Below are 16,133 nucleotides of genomic sequence, written 5' to 3' on the forward strand. Positions count from 1 at the left end.
CCCTTAACACAGGCACACACCCTCTTGCTTCATTCCATCCATAAGTATTCTTAGTGGCTTGTCAAAACGCACGTGCCTGACATATTCTGTCTCCTCGATGGCTTCCATGCTGTCGAGGAGTTCTTTTTTGAACAGTCCGTCACCAGTATTGGTGTCAATGGTAAAATATCCCACACCGAAACTCGTGAGATTCTGGAAGAAGTGGGTACCCTGACTTGGGTCTACGCGGTAGTTCTTCAATGCCACCTCCACGATTAGGCGTGCTGCGGAGATATGCGGCCACTTAACAGGCACGCCCAACCATGAATCGCTGGAGCCCCATCGGCCCGGTCCTACGAGCACGTAGCCACGGTCATCGGCAAGGAACTTACGGTTGATGCGTTCGATGTCGTCGGCAACACGCGGGTTGTTCATTGCGGTGAAGTCATCGTCGTACTTCACGTAGACCACATCGCATACATCCTCGCATACGCCATGACCAAGCGAGCGGTGGGATCGCAGCAGGCACCGGCTGTCTGGTATGGAAGCCACGTCCTCGTCGAGCATCTGCTTGGAGTCTACGATGGGGCGTATCTGCAGAAGGTAGAAGTCGGCCGTGCGGTCGGCATTTACATTGCAGGCAAACTCTATCTCCACGGGACGGCGCATGGAGTCGGCACCATATTCCATGGACATCCGCAGCAGCTGCGGCAGGGGAATGATGCCCTGCTGGAGAACTCCGCAGAATGACACTATCTTGCGCCCACCATCATAGAGACCGTCACGGATAACCTGGTCGTAGGGGTCGTAGGTGGAGACGATATAGTTGAGCGAGTTGTCGGCAACGGCATCCTTAACTTTCAGTTGGAGGATGTTGAAACCGTCGTCAACCTTGAAATCCTCGCCCACATGCTTCATGTCGAGGGCATAGAACTTGGTCTGAGTCTCGCGAAGTGCTGTCTCCATCTCTGACGTCTGCAGCACCTGGTCGGGATGGTATGGCGACACTCGCAGGGTCTGCCCACCGTCAACGATATACTTTCCAAGTCCCAAGGCCAGCGACGCTATTCCTTCCTCGGCGGTCTCGTTGCCTATGGGGTAATAGTTTATCGACCTGAGCACTCCGCTCATGTTGGGATAATACCTGTCGCCATAGCTCTTGCCCACCACCGACTGCAATATCACTGCCATCTTCTCCTGGTCGATGACATTGCTCGTGGCCGTCATGTAGGCTTTTGAGTCACGGTAATAAACAGACGCATAGACACCTTTTATGGCTGCGGCGAGCATGCGCAGCATGGCATACTTGTCATCGAGCCAGGGTATCATGTAGGTGGAATATATTCCGGCAAAAGGCTGGTAGTGGGCATCCTCCAACAGGGAGCTGGAGCGCACGGCAATGGGACTTCCCGTAGCCTCGAAGAAGGTGAAGAAGTCGTCTATCAGCGAATCGGGAAGCTGGGCCTTCAGGAAAGCAGCCAGTATCTCCTCGTCGGAAGCGTCGCTGAGGGCTATCTGGTAGAGGTTGTTCTGCTCCATGAACTGGTCGAAGACATCCGTGCAGAGCACCACGGTCTTGGGTATCTGGACGGTGACGCCAGGCAGCTGGCTGAACTCCGGATGCCTCTTGATGATATTGTCGAGGAAGGCGAGGCCGCGGCCCTTGCCTCCGAGCGAGCCTTCGCCAATGCGCGCGAAGTGGGCATACTTATCGAACTTGCCACGGTCGAAGACTGCCACGACGCCGGTGTTCTTCATATGTCGGTACTGCACGATGGCATCGAAGATTATCTTGCGGTGGGCATCGACATCCTGCAGCTTATGCCACGTCACCTGCTTGAGGAATGCCGACACGGGGAAGATGGCACGCGCGCAGAGCCAGCGGCTCATGTGGTTGCGCGAGATATGGTAGAGCATGGAGTCGCGCGGTATCTTGAAGATGTTGTCCTGCAGCTCCTTCAGGTTGTGTATGCGCACTATCTCCTCGCGTGTAACAGGATTGCGGAAGATAAAGTCGCCAAAGCCCATGTGCTCCTCCATGATGCGCTTCAGGTCTATGCTCATCTTCTTGCTGTTCTTGTCTACGAAGCGGAAACCCTCGGCCTCAGCACGCTGGCGGTTGTCGCTGTCGGAGCTTTCCATGATGAGCGGCACGTATTCGTCTTGCGCACGGATGGCACGCAGAAGCTTCAAGCCTGCATCTGAGTCCTTCTCTCCATTTACGGGGAAGCGGGCATCGCTGATTACGCCGAGCGTGTTATCCTTGTATTTCTCGTACAGTTCCATAGCCTCCTCGTAACTGCGGGCAAGCACCACCTTCGGACGGCCACGCATACGCATGGTTGCCGAATGGCGGTTCAGGGCCTCGGTGGAGATCCGCTGGCTCTGAACGAGTATGTAGCTGTAGAGGTTGGGCAAGATAGAACTGTAGAAGCGCACAGAGTCCTCCACGAGGAGTATCATCTGGACGCCGGCCTCCTTGATGTCGTGCTCAATGTTCATCTTGTCCTCGATGAGCTTGATAATGGAGAGGATAAGGTTGGTATTGCCAAGCCAGCAGAATACATAGTCGAACATCGACAGGTCCTCATTCTGCATGCGGCGCGTGATGCCGTGGGAGAAAGGAGTCAGCACTATGCAATGGATGTCGGGGAAACGTCCCTTGATGTCACGGGCAACGGTGAACGCATCGTTGTCGGCATTGCCGGGCATACAGAGCACAAGGTCCACATTGGTTGTCATGAGGACCTTCTCGGCCTCATCAATGGTTGACACCTGTGTGAAGGTAGGGGGATAGCGGAGGCCAAGCTCCATATACTCATTATATATCTTCTCCTCCACCCTACCGTCGTCCTCAAGCATGAAGGCATCGTAGGGATTGGCTACTATCAGCACGTTGTACACGCGTCGCATCATCAGGTTGACGAACGTCACGTCTTTTAGGTAGAACTTATTCCACTCCTGCGGTATATTGCTTTCCATTTCGATATTGATGTTTAGGTCACCATAGCATCCCCTTCACCACAAATGCCCCAAAAGGGACATATATATAATAAGGTGTATGGACGGGATGCTTACCGACTGCAAACTTACACAAAAAATCCTATACGTCCTGTCCCCATAACATCCCACACCCCAACTTTAATCTTTTTTAAGAAAAGACATTTTGACCGTTACTATTCAGTTCACCACTGTGGCCTTCCCCTGAGCAAAACGGGAAATAAACGATACATGTTATATAGAAGCGAATACCATAGGCAGTACGCGCTGTAAGCGCTATTATTACCCCATAGACATCAAACTCCTCTACCTTAGACCTCAGATACCAGACCTTAGACCATAGACATTAGACCTTCGACCTCCCCTCCAAACAAAAAGTAACTTTCAATACATTAATTATCCTTATTTTATTTGGATGTTATAAAGAAAAAAACTATATTTGCAACATAATAATAACATATTGACACTACAAACCTAAAACATCTGATTTTACTATGGAAGTTGACAAAATTATCCAAGACCTAATGCACAAGCATGCGGGCGAGCCCGAATATCTTCAGGCTGTCAAGGAAGTGCTCACATCAATCAAAGACGTATATAACCAACACCCGGAGTTTGAAAAGGCCAAGCTCATTGAGAGGCTTGTAGAGCCCGAGCGCGTAATCATGTTCAGAGTGCCATGGGTAGACGACCGCGGAGAGGTGCATGTAAACACCGGCTACCGTGTGCAGTTCAACAGCGCCATCGGACCGTACAAGGGCGGACTGCGCTTCCATGCATCCGTAAACCTGAGCATCATGAAGTTCCTTGGCTTTGAGCAGACATTCAAGAATGCGCTCACCACGCTCCCTATGGGCGGTGCCAAGGGTGGTAGCGACTTCTCTATCCGCGGGCGTAGCGATGCCGAGGTGATGAGGTTCTGCCAGGCATTCATGCAGGAGCTGTATCGTCATATCGGACCTAACGAGGACGTGCCGGCAGGCGACATCGGCGTTGGAGCAAGGGAGATTGGCTACCTCTTTGGAACATACAAGAAGCTCACACACCAGTGGGAGGGCGTGCTCACAGGCAAGGGACTCGAATGGGGCGGCTCGCGCATACGCCCGGAGGCTACTGGCTATGGCGCACTATACTTTGTCAACCAGATGCTACAAACACGCGACATCGACATCAAGGGCAAAACCGTTGCCATTAGTGGATTTGGCAATGTGGCATGGGGAGCAGCCAAGAAGGCTACTGAGCTGGGAGCAAAGGTCATCACCATCAGCGGACCAGACGGATATATCTACGACCCGGCAGGACTGGACGACGAGAAGATTGAGTACATGCTCGAGCTACGCGCAAGCGGCAACGATATCTGCCAGCCATACGAGGAGGAGTTCAGCGGCTCACAGTTCTTCGAGGGAAGGAAGCCGTGGGAGCAGAAGGCTGACATCTACCTCACATGCGCCACACAGAACGAGCTGAACGGAGAAGATGCCGACATGATACTCGCCCACAAGCCACTGTGCGTGGCAGAGGTGTCTAACATGGGATGCACCGCCGAAGCCGTAGACAAGCTGATTGCTGCCAAGCAGCTCTTCGCACCGGGTAAGGCCGTCAACGCAGGTGGCGTGGCAACAAGCGGTCTGGAGATGACACAGAACTCCATAAGGCTGAGCTGGAGCGAGAAAGAGGTTGACGACAAGCTGCACTACATCATGCACTCCATACACGAGCAGTGCGTGAAGTACGGCAAGCAGCCTGATGGCTACATCGACTATGTAAAGGGTGCCAACGTTGCCGGATTTATGAAGGTGGCAAACGCCATGATGGCGCAGGGCATCGTATAAAAAAAATATATAATGTGCAAATAATAAAAAGGCTATTTATCATCACCGTAGCAATGACAGGCTTTACCCTTCTGAATGCTCAGACACAGAAGGGTAAGGCTTCTTATTATTCCAAAAGAGCTACGGGAAGCCGTACGGCGAGCGGTGAGAGGCTGCACCACGACAGCCTGACGTGTGCCCACAGGTCATATCCATTCGGCTCAATGCTGCGTGTGACAAACCTCTCCAACGGAAAGTCCGTAGACGTGAAGGTTACGGACAGAGGCCCATACGGCCGGGGCCGAATAATAGATTTGTCATACGGTGCGGCAAGGGAGATTGGAATGCTCTCACAGGGAGTGGGGCTGGTGGAAGTGAAGTTGCTGCCGGGAAACAAGGGTCCATACAGGCTGGACGAGGAAACGAACACACCCGAATTCGAGTTCGACTTCACGGAGTCGGGATACAGCTTCCTTGAACAGTTCAAGGATGACGATGACAACGGGAGAACGCTGCCTAAGGCTGCTGATGGCAAGGGCACTGACACCAAGAACGCTGCTACGAAGGAAAGCACACAGCACAAGCCCTCACAGCACAAGCAGGCTGCCGCTAAACAACAGGCCACGGCAACAGGGGCCGCGAAAGCGCACAGCCATGAGCAGAACAAGAAGCCCGAAGACGCAAGCTCATGGAGTAACGTATTCGAGAAAATCAAGGGTATGTTCTGATCCGCCGCCTGCGTGCATCACCACACATCCATTCCAGTTGAATATAGACGGTGGGAATTGATAGAACCCACCTTATTCTATCCGCAACCCCCACTCTATTTCCTGACTGGGATATTAAACTCCACTACTTTTGATATTGCCCTGTCCCCCTGCAGTACCGACAGGCATATCTTCACGTTGCCTGGCTTCAGGCGATTATCGGCCTTGACAAGGGCTGTATAGCGGATGCCACCGCCAGGGGCTATGGACTCTACGTGCATGCTGGGCGAGATGTAGATATGCTTGTTCATGGAGGCATCCACCACCATAGGCTGAACGTCGTAGACAGGGGCCTTGCCTGTGTTCATTATCTCAAATATCACCTTGCAAAGCTCGCCGCGGCTGATAGTGCCATCTTGGTCGTCATCAACGAAGCGCGCATTGCGTATCTCTATATGCGGAGCATAGGCAAGGCGACCTGCCGACACCTCCACACTCGACTGAAGGGGCATGGTCTCAGTAGGCTGCTGCGCACTATAGGTACCCGTATAGTCAGTACCATCGAAATCATATATGCGGTCATCACCGCTGTTGCTCTCGTCGAAGCCGCTCATGTCACGCTGCTCACGACGCTGAGCCTCTGCCCTGCGCTGCTTCACAGCCTCACGATGCTCCACCATCTCCTCGTGAGCACGCTTGTCGGCGGCTTCACCTATGGCGCCACCAATAACGGCACCACCAGCCATGCCGATGATGGTTCCAATATCTGAGCCACGTGGTCCACCGCTTATTCCTCCTATTGCCGAACCAAGAACGCTGCCAAATGTAGCACCAGCGTAAGTGCCTTGTCCGGCGTATGTACCGCAGCCGCTCAACAGCAGGACTGCAGAAACGCAAGTAACAGTAATCTTTTTCATATCTCTGTCTTTTTTTATTTCTGTTGCAAAGATAATGTTTTTATTCTTACCATACTATTCCATAATCCCTATTTTTGCATAGGGATTTCCCTAATAATGGGTATTCTACGAAACACATAAATATATGGAGTTAGGGATGCATATTGTTTCATAGCCAGTAAGGTTATTAACCTTAAGCCTGTAAGGTTATTAACCTTAAGGCCGCAAGGTTATTAACCTTCACGCCATCTTAAGCATTTAACTCTTCTTCTTAATAACGTTTCTACATGCAAGACACACCCTTTCATCCATGGCTACATATCTTCTCCATACCTATGAGTGAGGGTTGGGGAGGTTCCCCTTTGCCCTCCATCCATTACCCCACCCCATAAAGTTTAGGGGTGCATGCACAAGCACGCACCCCTATACCCTATGTCATATTGTTATTTAACAACCACTATTCCTCATCGTCACCCCAAACGCTGTAGTGCTGCTTTGAGAACTGGTTATCTACATCGTCTGATTGAGGCACGCTTTTGTATAAGCCAACGCCACCACTGGCAGCCATCAAGTTATCCATATCTACTGACTGCACCATTGTTGCAGGTACTATATAATTCTTTTTCATAGTTGTACTCTCCACTTTATTTCCTTATTACTATTTTCTTACCATTCACGATATACAATCCAGCCTTAGTCATGGCATTAACCTTCTGGCCGGCGATGTTGTAAATTACTCTTGTCTTAACTGGTTCCTCTGCACCTACTGCTGAGACACCTGTGCTGGTGCCATCGAAGCTGAAGCCCTTGACATTATTGGTCTCACTCGTAGAGGGAACAGCGAGATAAGCAGTACCGGCCTTTACAGAGAATGCGCCTCCGTTTTCTGCGCCCCAGTAGAAGCCGAGATCTGTCTTTGCATCATAGTCGTCGTAAGCCAGCTTGTAATACTTGTAGCCTGTCTCTGGGGTGAACACGCCACCTTCGGCAGGTGCTGGCTTCAGCTGGTTGGCTGGAAGAGTAACATTTGTTTGTTCTGCCTTCGGGAAATAATACTTGGTTGATGCGTCAGTACAAGAGATTAAGACACCATTATTCTTCGGAACATAGTAGCCATCTTCAACAATGCCAGTTCCTTCTCCTACTGTTGCATCTGTCACCTCGTAATAACCAGTAGTTAAATTTATGATTGATAGTTTCTTGTCTGCAACCGATACTGCAGAAACAATCACATCATTTGTAAACACTACGTCCTTATTGCTGCTGAAGGTAGCGTAGTACATTCCATCGCTGTCCTGAGCCTTGAAGGTAAGGTCACCAGAGGTTGTTGGTTCAGATGTCTGAGCTTTCACAATCTTTACCTCGTCGAGGAAGAAGCGGTTATTTTTATCATATTTTGCAGTAAATGTAATAGTTGTACTATTAGTTGCACCTGCGATTGTCATTGTATAATCAGTCCATGCGGCATCTGCCATTGTTATGGTCTGAGTATTGCTGGATGTGCCATTATATGTCAATTCTCCTTCAGATATTACTACATCAATAGTAGTCTTGTCACCACTCCATGCTCCAGCTTTGAACGTAAGTATGTATTTGCCTCCGCTCAGATCGATTGTTGGGGTTGTTGCTGAACCTTGAGCCTTGGCTGTACCAAATATCGCACATTTATAGGCACCACTTCCATTTTCAACAGTCCATCCAGAATTATCATATATCAGAGTTGGCTTTTGTGATATATTACTCCATATATCGTTATTACCACCTGTACCTTCATTTTGCTTAAACGACTCATAGAATACCGGTCCGTTCGGGTCTATGACATTGATATAATACTTGGCGGAAGAAGCCTTATAGGTGTCTGTTGCATCGAACGAAGCAGTAATGGTAGCTGTGCCAGCTATACCTCCTAAGGTTATTGCGCCAGTACTCTCATTTACGGAAGCAACATCTGTATTGTCACTCGAATATGTTACGTTGCCTGCCCCAGTAGGAGAAACGATTACTGTCTTGCCTTCGAATGTCTCACCAAGATTGACACTGAATGTCTGGTCATCAACTTCTGAGCCGAAGGTTACGGTAGTGGCTGTTCTGTTATCAACGACTGTAACGGAGAATTCGGCTGATGACTCAGAGTACGCACCTACAACAGCAGGGGCTGTCACCTTAACGGTTGCTGTACCTTCGGCAAGGCCTGTGATGACACCTTCTTCGCTTACACTTGCATATTCCGCACCAGTAGTTACAGCGTATGTCACTGTTCCAGTATAACCTTCAGCTGTAGAAACGTAATCAGAAATATTAAGAGTATTGCCAACATTTACCTCTCCGGTAGTCTGTGAGAGAGTAAGATTAGATGACGGGTCGGTAGAAACGATTTTTTTTACGAGGTAGTTGCCGGCGTTCAGTTCGTAGGTGGTATTATTAAATTTAGTAAGTTGTCCATAACAAATCACTTCATCACCCACCTTAGGGCACTCATCTTCAGAAGCGTATTTCTCGTTGTTTGCGCCCTTGTAGTTTTTATACATCTCGAACTTGTTTTCTGTTCCGTCCTCGGAAACCCAGAACGACAGATAGCCGTTGCTTTCAGTCCAGGCTGAAGCAATCTCGCTCACTTTACCCTTAACATATACAGGGGTTTTCAATCCTTTGCCGGCATCAATAAGATCAATAGCCTCTGAAGCTGTATATGCATTTTCCTGTGTGTTGCCTATGGTATTTACATTAACGGTATAAGAAGCAGTCTTTTCACCGTAGCTCACATTAACAGTCTGACTTCCCGCTGTTGACATATTATAGCCTGAGTATGTACAAGAGCTCGTCACATCCTTTTCAGAATTATCATCGTATGTCGCTGTAACGGTGATGCCTTCGTGTGTGAAATCATCACCTGTCCAAAGGTCTGCAGCTGGACCTGAAACGGAAATGCCAGTAAGAGTTGCTGTTGTAGTGCTGCCTGTTGAGTAGGTGAGCTCTACATCATCAATATTACGGACAGCAGTTGATCCATTATAGTAGATACGTATATAAACATTAGAATACTGTGAAAGGTCTTGGGTTACCTCCACCCATGTTCCCTTACTCATTGAGGTAGCAGATTGTGTTTTTACATCTGTCCACTTTGAATTATCGCTTGATGTTTGAAGTTTCCAAGTTGAAGCGGTTGTATTGGTCGACTGTTTAGAAACATAAAATGTTATACTTTTGGGATTGGCAATCAAACTATTTGTTGATATAGAAGCTGTTGTTTTTCCTCCCGTTGTACCATAATTAGTACCGCCATGGGCTGTAATAGAACCTGTTTGCTGGGAAGTCATGTTGGTGAATGTCCAATCAGAATAAACTGTTGTGGCACTCTCAAAATCAATCGTTAAAGTCTGGTCTTCCGCTAACGCTAAATTACCCCCCCCAGTGCAAAAAATCATGCATAGCATGAGGAGGAACTTTAAATTAAAAAATTGTTTTCTCATAATTAATGTTGTTTAAATTAATTGTATGTACTATTTATCATGCTAAGCAAAAATCTGGTCGTCATGTGTTACGCTACACGATGCGGCCGATAATAACAGCAGGTAATGCCACAAGGGCATGCAATGAGAATCACGGGCGATGGCCGCCCGGCAAATATCCTGATTGATGACGCCTGAGTTAATTACGAGGCAGAGATTAATCACATGCAAAGTTACTATTTTATTGAACACACAATACAACAATAGTGTTAAAAAAATGTTTCAATATAAAAAAAATCAATCATCATCATTCCTCACCACAGGAAACGCGCCTGGTTACACACATAACTCTTGTGGCCAATTGACGAGAAAGAGTTTCTCCGTGGCACGTGTGAAGGCCGTATAGAGCCAATGGAAATAGTCGGCATTCACCATGTCGTCGGTCATGTACCCCTGGTCTACATACACGTGCGCCCACTGTCCGCCTTGCGCCTTGTGGCACGTCACAGCGTATGCGTACTTTATCTGCAAGGCATTGAAGTGACTGTCGGCACGCAACTGAGCCAGGCGGTCGCTCTTGCGTGGCAGGTCGGCATAGTCGGCCATGACACCATCGTAGAGTTTCTCCTGCTGCTCGCGCGTTAGGGCTGGAGCATCGGATGTAAGGGTGTCGAGAAGCACGGTGGTGCTGACCTCATAGTCATCGTAATCGGGAAAACGGAGAAGGGCTGTGGCGAAGGAGTAACCATAGACGCTGTGCTCGCCACGTACACGCTGCACACGGCACCTGTCGCCATTGGCGATGAAGGAGGGGGCGTTGCTGTCGTTGGAGGACGCCGTCAACTGATAGTTGTTCTTCACCACCATGAGCAGGTCACCAGAACAGAGGCGCTCCTCGCATCCGAGCACCTGGTTGCGGATGCCCATGTTGTAGATATTGCTGCGTTTGTTGCTGCGCGTTATCACAATAGTGTCGTCAACGCCCACTCGGCTATAGCTTGAGGCAATGGTCTCGACAAGCTCATCGCCACGCACTACCACTATGTCGGCAAAACCCGTAAGCGCGAGACGGGGCAGGCAGGTAGAGGCATCACGGGTGGCAAGGAGGCGGATGGCGGTGGCATTATACAGGATGCCACTCGACTCGCCTTGACGGACAACTTCGTTGAGATCGCACTCGTAGACTGTCAGGCCATAGCCAGCAAGCATCTGCGGACTTAAGGCTGGAGACTCTGACTCGCCGACGGGTGGCAACTGTGCCTTGTCGCCAATGAGCATCAGGCGACAGTTGCGGCCACCATAGACGTAGGACACCAGGTCGTCGAGCAGGCAACCTGAGCCAAAAGAGGAGCCTGCCGACAGACCATTGCTTATCATGGAACTCTCGTCTACTACAAACAGGGTATCGGCATGCAGGTTGTCGTTGAGCGAGAATTGTCCATCGAGTCCGGAATATGTTTTCTCACGATATATCTTCCGATGGACTGTGAATGCCGGCATGCCCGCACTCTGGGCAAAGACTTTTGCCGCACGGCCAGTAGGGGCAAGGAGCACAAGCTTCTGCCCAAGGCAATGGAGCGTGCGTACCATGGCACTGGCGAGGGAAGTCTTGCCTGTACCGGCAGAGCCACGCATAACCATTACGGCAGTGCCTTGCCTGTCGGCAAGGAAGCGGCCAAGGGTGCCGAGGGCTGCGAACTGGTCGGCAGTAGGATGATGGGAGAATGTTCCCAGCACGGTATTAACAAACTCAGCTATGCTCATAGGAAGGGGCTAAACTAAAAATAGGGCAACAATAGATGCTTTTTTCATAATATCACTTTTTATTCATATTTGATGACCTATCTGTTCTTTTTAACCTATGCAGGCGTTATAGTTTGCCAAGTAAGAAGCGATAGTGCCAAACAAATGCAAAGGTAATAAAAAAGGAAATATGACAACAAAAAAAGACACAAAAATGTAATAATAAAGACATAAAAAAAACACCTTTGCCCTAAATGGGCAAAGGTGCAATATGTCAAACAAATAATTGCGACAGGAATTATTCAGCCTTAGCTTCCTCAGCTGGAGCCTCAGTAGCCTCTACCTCTGCAACAGGAGTCTCTGCTGCATCAGCCTTCTTTCCTGAGCGACGGCTACGACGAGTCTTCTTGTCAGCCTTTGGAGTCTTAGCCATGTTGTCATCAAAGTCTACCAACTCGATGAATGCCATTGAGGCAGCATCACCAAGACGTGAGCCGAGCTTAATGATGCGGGTATAGCCACCGGGACGATCGCCTACCTTATCGGCTATAGGGCCGAAGAGTTCCTTGATAGCTTCCTTGTTCTGAAGGTAGCTGAATACAACACGACGTGAGTTGGTGCTGTCGTTCTTAGCACGTGTCACGAGAGGCTCTACATACTTCTTAAGAGCCTTGGCTTTTGCAAGAGTCGTAGTGATTCTTTTGTGCATGATCAGCGAGATTGCCAAGTTTGCGAGCAAGGCCCTGCGATGGTCTGCAGTACGACCCAGATGGTTGAATTTCTTATTGTGTCTCATTGTTTACTTTTTGTTTAATGGACTGGTTAGCATCGCCAAGAAGGCTTACTCCTTGTCCAGTTTATACTTTGAAATATCAGTTCCAAACGAAAGATTCAGACCCTCGAGCAAATCATCAAGCTCTGAGAGCGATTTCTTACCGAAGTTACGGAACTTAAGAAGGTCGGTCTTGTTGAACTGTACCAGATCACCAAGAGTCTCGACATCAGCAGCCTTCAAGCAGTTGAGAGCACGAACACTAAGGTTCATGTCTACAAGCTTGGTCTTGAGAAGCTGACGCATGTGCAGTACCTCCTCATCGAACTCCTGATTGGTCTCCTCGTCATGATTCTCAATTGTAATCTTCTCGTCGGAGAACAACATGAAGTGATAAATCAGTATCTTTGCGGCCTCCTTCAAGGCATCCTTCGGGTGAATGGAACCATCCGTAGTGATTTCCATAACGAGCTTGTCGTAGTCGGTCTTCTGTTCAACACGATAAGGCTCTACGGAATACTTCACATTGCGGATTGGGGTGTAGATTGAATCGATTGGAAGCACGTTGACATCGGTGCAGAAATCACGATTCTCGTCAGAGGAAACATAACCACGTCCCTTGTTGATAGTAAGATCAATCTGCAACGAAGCCTTTGCATCTAAATGACAAATCACCAAATCAGGGTTTAACACTTCAAATCCAGTCAGATACTTATTAATATCACCTGCTTTGAATTCGGTGGAATTCTCTACGGAGATAGTGACTTTCTCGTTCTCGAATTCTTCTACTACTTGCTTGAATCGCACTTGCTTGAGATTCAAGATGATGTTTGTGACATCTTCCTTTACACCTGGCACTGAGGAGAACTCATGCTCCACACCACCTATGCGGATGGTGTTGATGGCATAACCCTCAAGCGATGAAAGGAGGATGCGGCGTAGAGCGTTGCCAATGGTAACGCCAAAGCCGGGCTCAAGAGGACGAAACTCGAACTTGCCGAACTTGTCATTAGCCTCAAGCATCACAACTTTATCGGGTTTTTGAAATGCTAATATCGCCATTAATTTAATGATTTACTGTTTAGAATACAACTCAACGATTAACTGCTCCTTGATGTTCTCAGGAATATCAGCGCGCTCTGGCTTGTGCAGGAACTTACCGCTCTTGCTGTTCTCGTCCCACTCAATCCATGGATACTTGCTGTGGTTGAAACCTGCGAGCGCTGCCTCAATAACCTCAAGAGACTTAGCCTTCTCGCGAACACCAACAATCTGACCAGGCTTTACAGAGTAAGAAGGGATGTTAACTACCTGTCCATCTACAACAATGTGCTTGTGGCTTACGAGCTGACGTGCAGCTGCACGAGTTGGTGCAAGACCAAGACGGAATACTACATTGTCAAGACGGCTCTCGAGATTCTGAAGAAGAACCTCACCGGTAATACCATCAGACTTTGCTGCTGCCTCAAACATGTTGCGGAACTGACGCTCCAAAACACCGTATGTGTACTTAGCCTTCTGCTTCTCAGCGAGCTGTGCGCCATACTCAGATACCTTGCGACGACGGTTGTTGCCGTGCTGGCCAGGAGGATAGTTACGCTTTGCCAATACCTTATCTGCGCCGAAAATTGGTTCACCAAAACGACGCGCAATCTTAGACTTTGGACCTATATATCTTGCCATAATAATAAATGCTATTTAATCTATTGTATCTGTTGAATTATTATACACGACGACGCTTTGGAGGACGGCAACCGTTGTGTGGCAATGGAGTAACGTCTATAATCTCGGTAACTTCGATGCCTGCACCATGAATGGCACGGATTGCGCTCTCACGACCGTTGCCCGGACCCTTCACGTATGCCTTAACCTTACGCAAGCCAAGGTCGAAAGCAACCTTTGCGCAATCCTCTGCGGCCATCTGGGCTGCGTAGGGAGTGTTCTTCTTAGAACCACGGAATCCCATCTTACCGGCAGAAGACCAAGAGATAACCTGACCCTCGCTGTTTGCAAGTGATACAATGATGTTATTGAACGAGCTGTGAACATGCAACTGTCCCAGAGCGTCAACTCTTACATTTCTTTTCTTAGATGCTGCTGTTTTCTTTGCCATAATTAATTTCCTCCCTTAATTACTTAGTAGCCTTCTTCTTATTAGCAACAGTCTTCTTCTTTCCCTTACGGGTACGAGCATTGTTCTTAGTGCTCTGGCCACGAACAGGAAGACCATTACGATGTCTAACACCACGGTAGCAACCAATATCCATCAAACGCTTGATGTTCATCTGGATCTCTGAACGGAGATCACCTTCTACCTTGAATTCAGCGCCGATAATTTCACGGATCTTGGCTGCCTGGTCGTCTGTCCACTCGTTGACCTTGAGGTCACGGCTCACGCCGGCTTTATCCAATATCTTTGCTGAACTACTTCGACCAATACCATAGATATAGGTCAATGCGATTTCGCCACGCTTATTCTGGGGCAAATCTACTCCAACAATTCTTATTGCCATTTGTTGATTGAATAAATAATTTAAGTATAAAATGTCATTTTGCGCTAAAAAGCATGCAAAGGTAAGAAAAATATATGTAATTCCTTACCTTTTACGCTTTTTTAACTTAACCCTGTCTTAGTTTGAACTTAGGGTTCTTCTTGTTGATAACGAAAAGGCGACCCTTGCGACGTACTATCTTGCAATCGGGTGTGCGCTTCTTTAATGATGCTCTTGTCTTCATGATCTATATGATATTATTTGTATCTAAACACTATTCGGCCCTTTGTCAAGTCATATGGACTCATCTCTACCTTAACCTTATCTCCTGGGAGAATCTTTATGTAGTGCATTCTCATCTTACCCGAAATGTGAGCGATAATCTGCACTCCATTCTCAAGTTCTACACGGAACATGGCATTGGAGAGACTCTCAACTATTGTACCGTCTTGTTCTATTGCTGATTGCTTTGCCATAAATTATTGTTGTTCAAAGTTTTCTATTTCATCAAACGAAGATAATATCTCGGCCTTGCCATTGCGGACTGCGACCGTATGCTCGAAATGCGCTGCAGCCTTGAAATCACGGGTTATGATACCCCACTTGTCAGGCAACATCCAAACTTCTCGAGTACCAAGCGTAATCATTGGCTCTATGGCTATGCACATTCCAGACTTGAGGAGTAAACCACTACCAAACTTACCATAGTTAGGTATTGAGGGTTCCTCATGCATCTTGCGCCCAATTCCATGGCCTGTCAACTCACGAACTACACCATAATGATGTGACTCGCAATGATGTTGGACCGCAGCGCCAATGTCTCCGACATGCTTACCAGCTACTGCCTGTTCTATACCTTTATATAATGACTCCTTAGTTACCTTTAGAAGCTGACGAATCTCTGGTTTGACCTCACCGACGCAGAAGGTATAACAGCTGTCGCCATTGAAACCCTCAAGCTCGGTTCCACAGTCAATGGAAATGATGTCGCCTTCCTTTAGGACCACCTTGTCACTCGGAATACCATGGACTACCACAGCATTTACAGAGGTACAGATACTCGCGGGGAAAGACCCTCCAAATGGATTAGGGAAATTCTTAAACGTCGGGATAGCCCCATGGTCACGTATGAACTCTTCCGCAATATGATCCAGTTGAAGGGTCGTTACACCTGGTCGTATATGCTTAGCTAATTCTGCGAGGGTAGAACCGACAAGTCGGTTCGCCCTACGCATAAGGTCTATTTCATCTTCCGTCTTCAGAAATATACTCATTCCCTCAGAC

At 48.3% G+C, this 16,133-nt stretch carries 15 protein-coding genes; 2 read left to right on the forward strand and 13 right to left on the reverse strand.

The genetic code is table 11. The annotated features are described in order from the left end of the window. Positions 1 to 3: 3 nt before the first annotated feature. Complete coding sequence (locus tag CIL02_RS09770; RefSeq protein WP_094401273.1) at positions 4 to 2,961, reverse strand: PEP/pyruvate-binding domain-containing protein; 2,958 nt, start codon at positions 2,959 to 2,961, stop codon at positions 4 to 6. 512 nt (positions 2,962 to 3,473) lie between these two features. Here CIL02_RS09770 and gdhA point away from each other — a divergent pair. Then, the gene (gdhA, locus tag CIL02_RS09775; RefSeq protein WP_094401275.1) at positions 3,474 to 4,811 is read left to right on the forward strand and encodes an NADP-specific glutamate dehydrogenase; all 1,338 of its coding nucleotides are present in this window, start codon (positions 3,474 to 3,476) and stop codon (positions 4,809 to 4,811) included. 53 nt (positions 4,812 to 4,864) lie between these two features. Continuing rightward, complete coding sequence (locus CIL02_RS09780; RefSeq protein WP_094401277.1) at positions 4,865 to 5,518, forward strand: septal ring lytic transglycosylase RlpA family protein; 654 nt, start codon at positions 4,865 to 4,867, stop codon at positions 5,516 to 5,518. 95 nt (positions 5,519 to 5,613) lie between these two features. Here CIL02_RS09780 and CIL02_RS09785 read toward each other — a convergent pair whose 3' ends face one another. From CIL02_RS09785 to map, 12 genes are all read right to left on the reverse strand, one after another. Next, positions 5,614 to 6,414 (reverse strand): hypothetical protein, encoded by an 801-nt coding sequence (locus CIL02_RS09785; protein WP_094401279.1) that lies wholly within the window; start codon positions 6,412 to 6,414, stop codon positions 5,614 to 5,616. Positions 6,415 to 6,850: 436 nt separating this feature from the next. Beyond that, positions 6,851 to 7,021, reverse strand: a complete 171-nt coding sequence (locus CIL02_RS16355) for a hypothetical protein (RefSeq protein ID WP_170935060.1) — start codon at positions 7,019 to 7,021, stop codon at positions 6,851 to 6,853. Positions 7,022 to 7,037: 16 nt separating this feature from the next. After that, complete coding sequence (locus tag CIL02_RS09790) at positions 7,038 to 9,479, reverse strand: Ig-like domain-containing protein (protein ID WP_170935061.1); 2,442 nt, start codon at positions 9,477 to 9,479, stop codon at positions 7,038 to 7,040. 699 nt (positions 9,480 to 10,178) lie between these two features. Next, complete coding sequence (locus CIL02_RS09795; protein WP_094401283.1) at positions 10,179 to 11,606, reverse strand: ATP-dependent RecD-like DNA helicase; 1,428 nt, start codon at positions 11,604 to 11,606, stop codon at positions 10,179 to 10,181. 277 nt (positions 11,607 to 11,883) lie between these two features. Continuing rightward, positions 11,884 to 12,381, reverse strand: a complete 498-nt coding sequence (gene rplQ, locus CIL02_RS09800) for a 50S ribosomal protein L17 (protein ID WP_094401285.1) — start codon at positions 12,379 to 12,381, stop codon at positions 11,884 to 11,886. A gap of 45 nt (positions 12,382 to 12,426) precedes the next feature. Further along, positions 12,427 to 13,419 carry a DNA-directed RNA polymerase subunit alpha gene (locus CIL02_RS09805; protein WP_094401287.1) on the reverse strand — a complete coding sequence of 331 codons (993 nt, stop codon included), beginning with the start codon at positions 13,417 to 13,419 and terminating at the stop codon, positions 12,427 to 12,429. Positions 13,420 to 13,431: 12 nt separating this feature from the next. Beyond that, positions 13,432 to 14,040: a 30S ribosomal protein S4 gene (gene rpsD / locus CIL02_RS09810; protein ID WP_094401289.1), complete on the reverse strand. Its 609-nt coding sequence runs from the start codon at positions 14,038 to 14,040 to the stop codon at positions 13,432 to 13,434. A gap of 40 nt (positions 14,041 to 14,080) precedes the next feature. Then, positions 14,081 to 14,470, reverse strand: a complete 390-nt coding sequence (gene rpsK / locus CIL02_RS09815) for a 30S ribosomal protein S11 (protein ID WP_021990520.1) — start codon at positions 14,468 to 14,470, stop codon at positions 14,081 to 14,083. A 19-nt stretch (positions 14,471 to 14,489) separates the two neighbouring features. Continuing rightward, positions 14,490 to 14,870, reverse strand: coding sequence for a 30S ribosomal protein S13 (gene rpsM / locus CIL02_RS09820; protein ID WP_094401291.1), 381 nt, complete (start codon positions 14,868 to 14,870; stop codon positions 14,490 to 14,492). 106 nt (positions 14,871 to 14,976) lie between these two features. After that, positions 14,977 to 15,093: a type B 50S ribosomal protein L36 gene (gene ykgO, locus CIL02_RS09825; RefSeq protein WP_004350205.1), complete on the reverse strand. Its 117-nt coding sequence runs from the start codon at positions 15,091 to 15,093 to the stop codon at positions 14,977 to 14,979. A gap of 13 nt (positions 15,094 to 15,106) precedes the next feature. Further along, a complete protein-coding gene (gene infA / locus CIL02_RS09830; RefSeq protein ID WP_004341775.1) occupies positions 15,107 to 15,325 on the reverse strand; it encodes a translation initiation factor IF-1 in 219 nt (72 codons plus the stop codon). A 3-nt stretch (positions 15,326 to 15,328) separates the two neighbouring features. Next, the gene (gene map, locus CIL02_RS09835; protein WP_094401293.1) at positions 15,329 to 16,123 is read right to left on the reverse strand and encodes a type I methionyl aminopeptidase; all 795 of its coding nucleotides are present in this window, start codon (positions 16,121 to 16,123) and stop codon (positions 15,329 to 15,331) included. Positions 16,124 to 16,133 lie beyond the last annotated feature (10 nt).

This window comes from Prevotella sp. P3-122 (genome assembly GCF_002251365.1).
Classification (GTDB): domain Bacteria; phylum Bacteroidota; class Bacteroidia; order Bacteroidales; family Bacteroidaceae; genus Prevotella.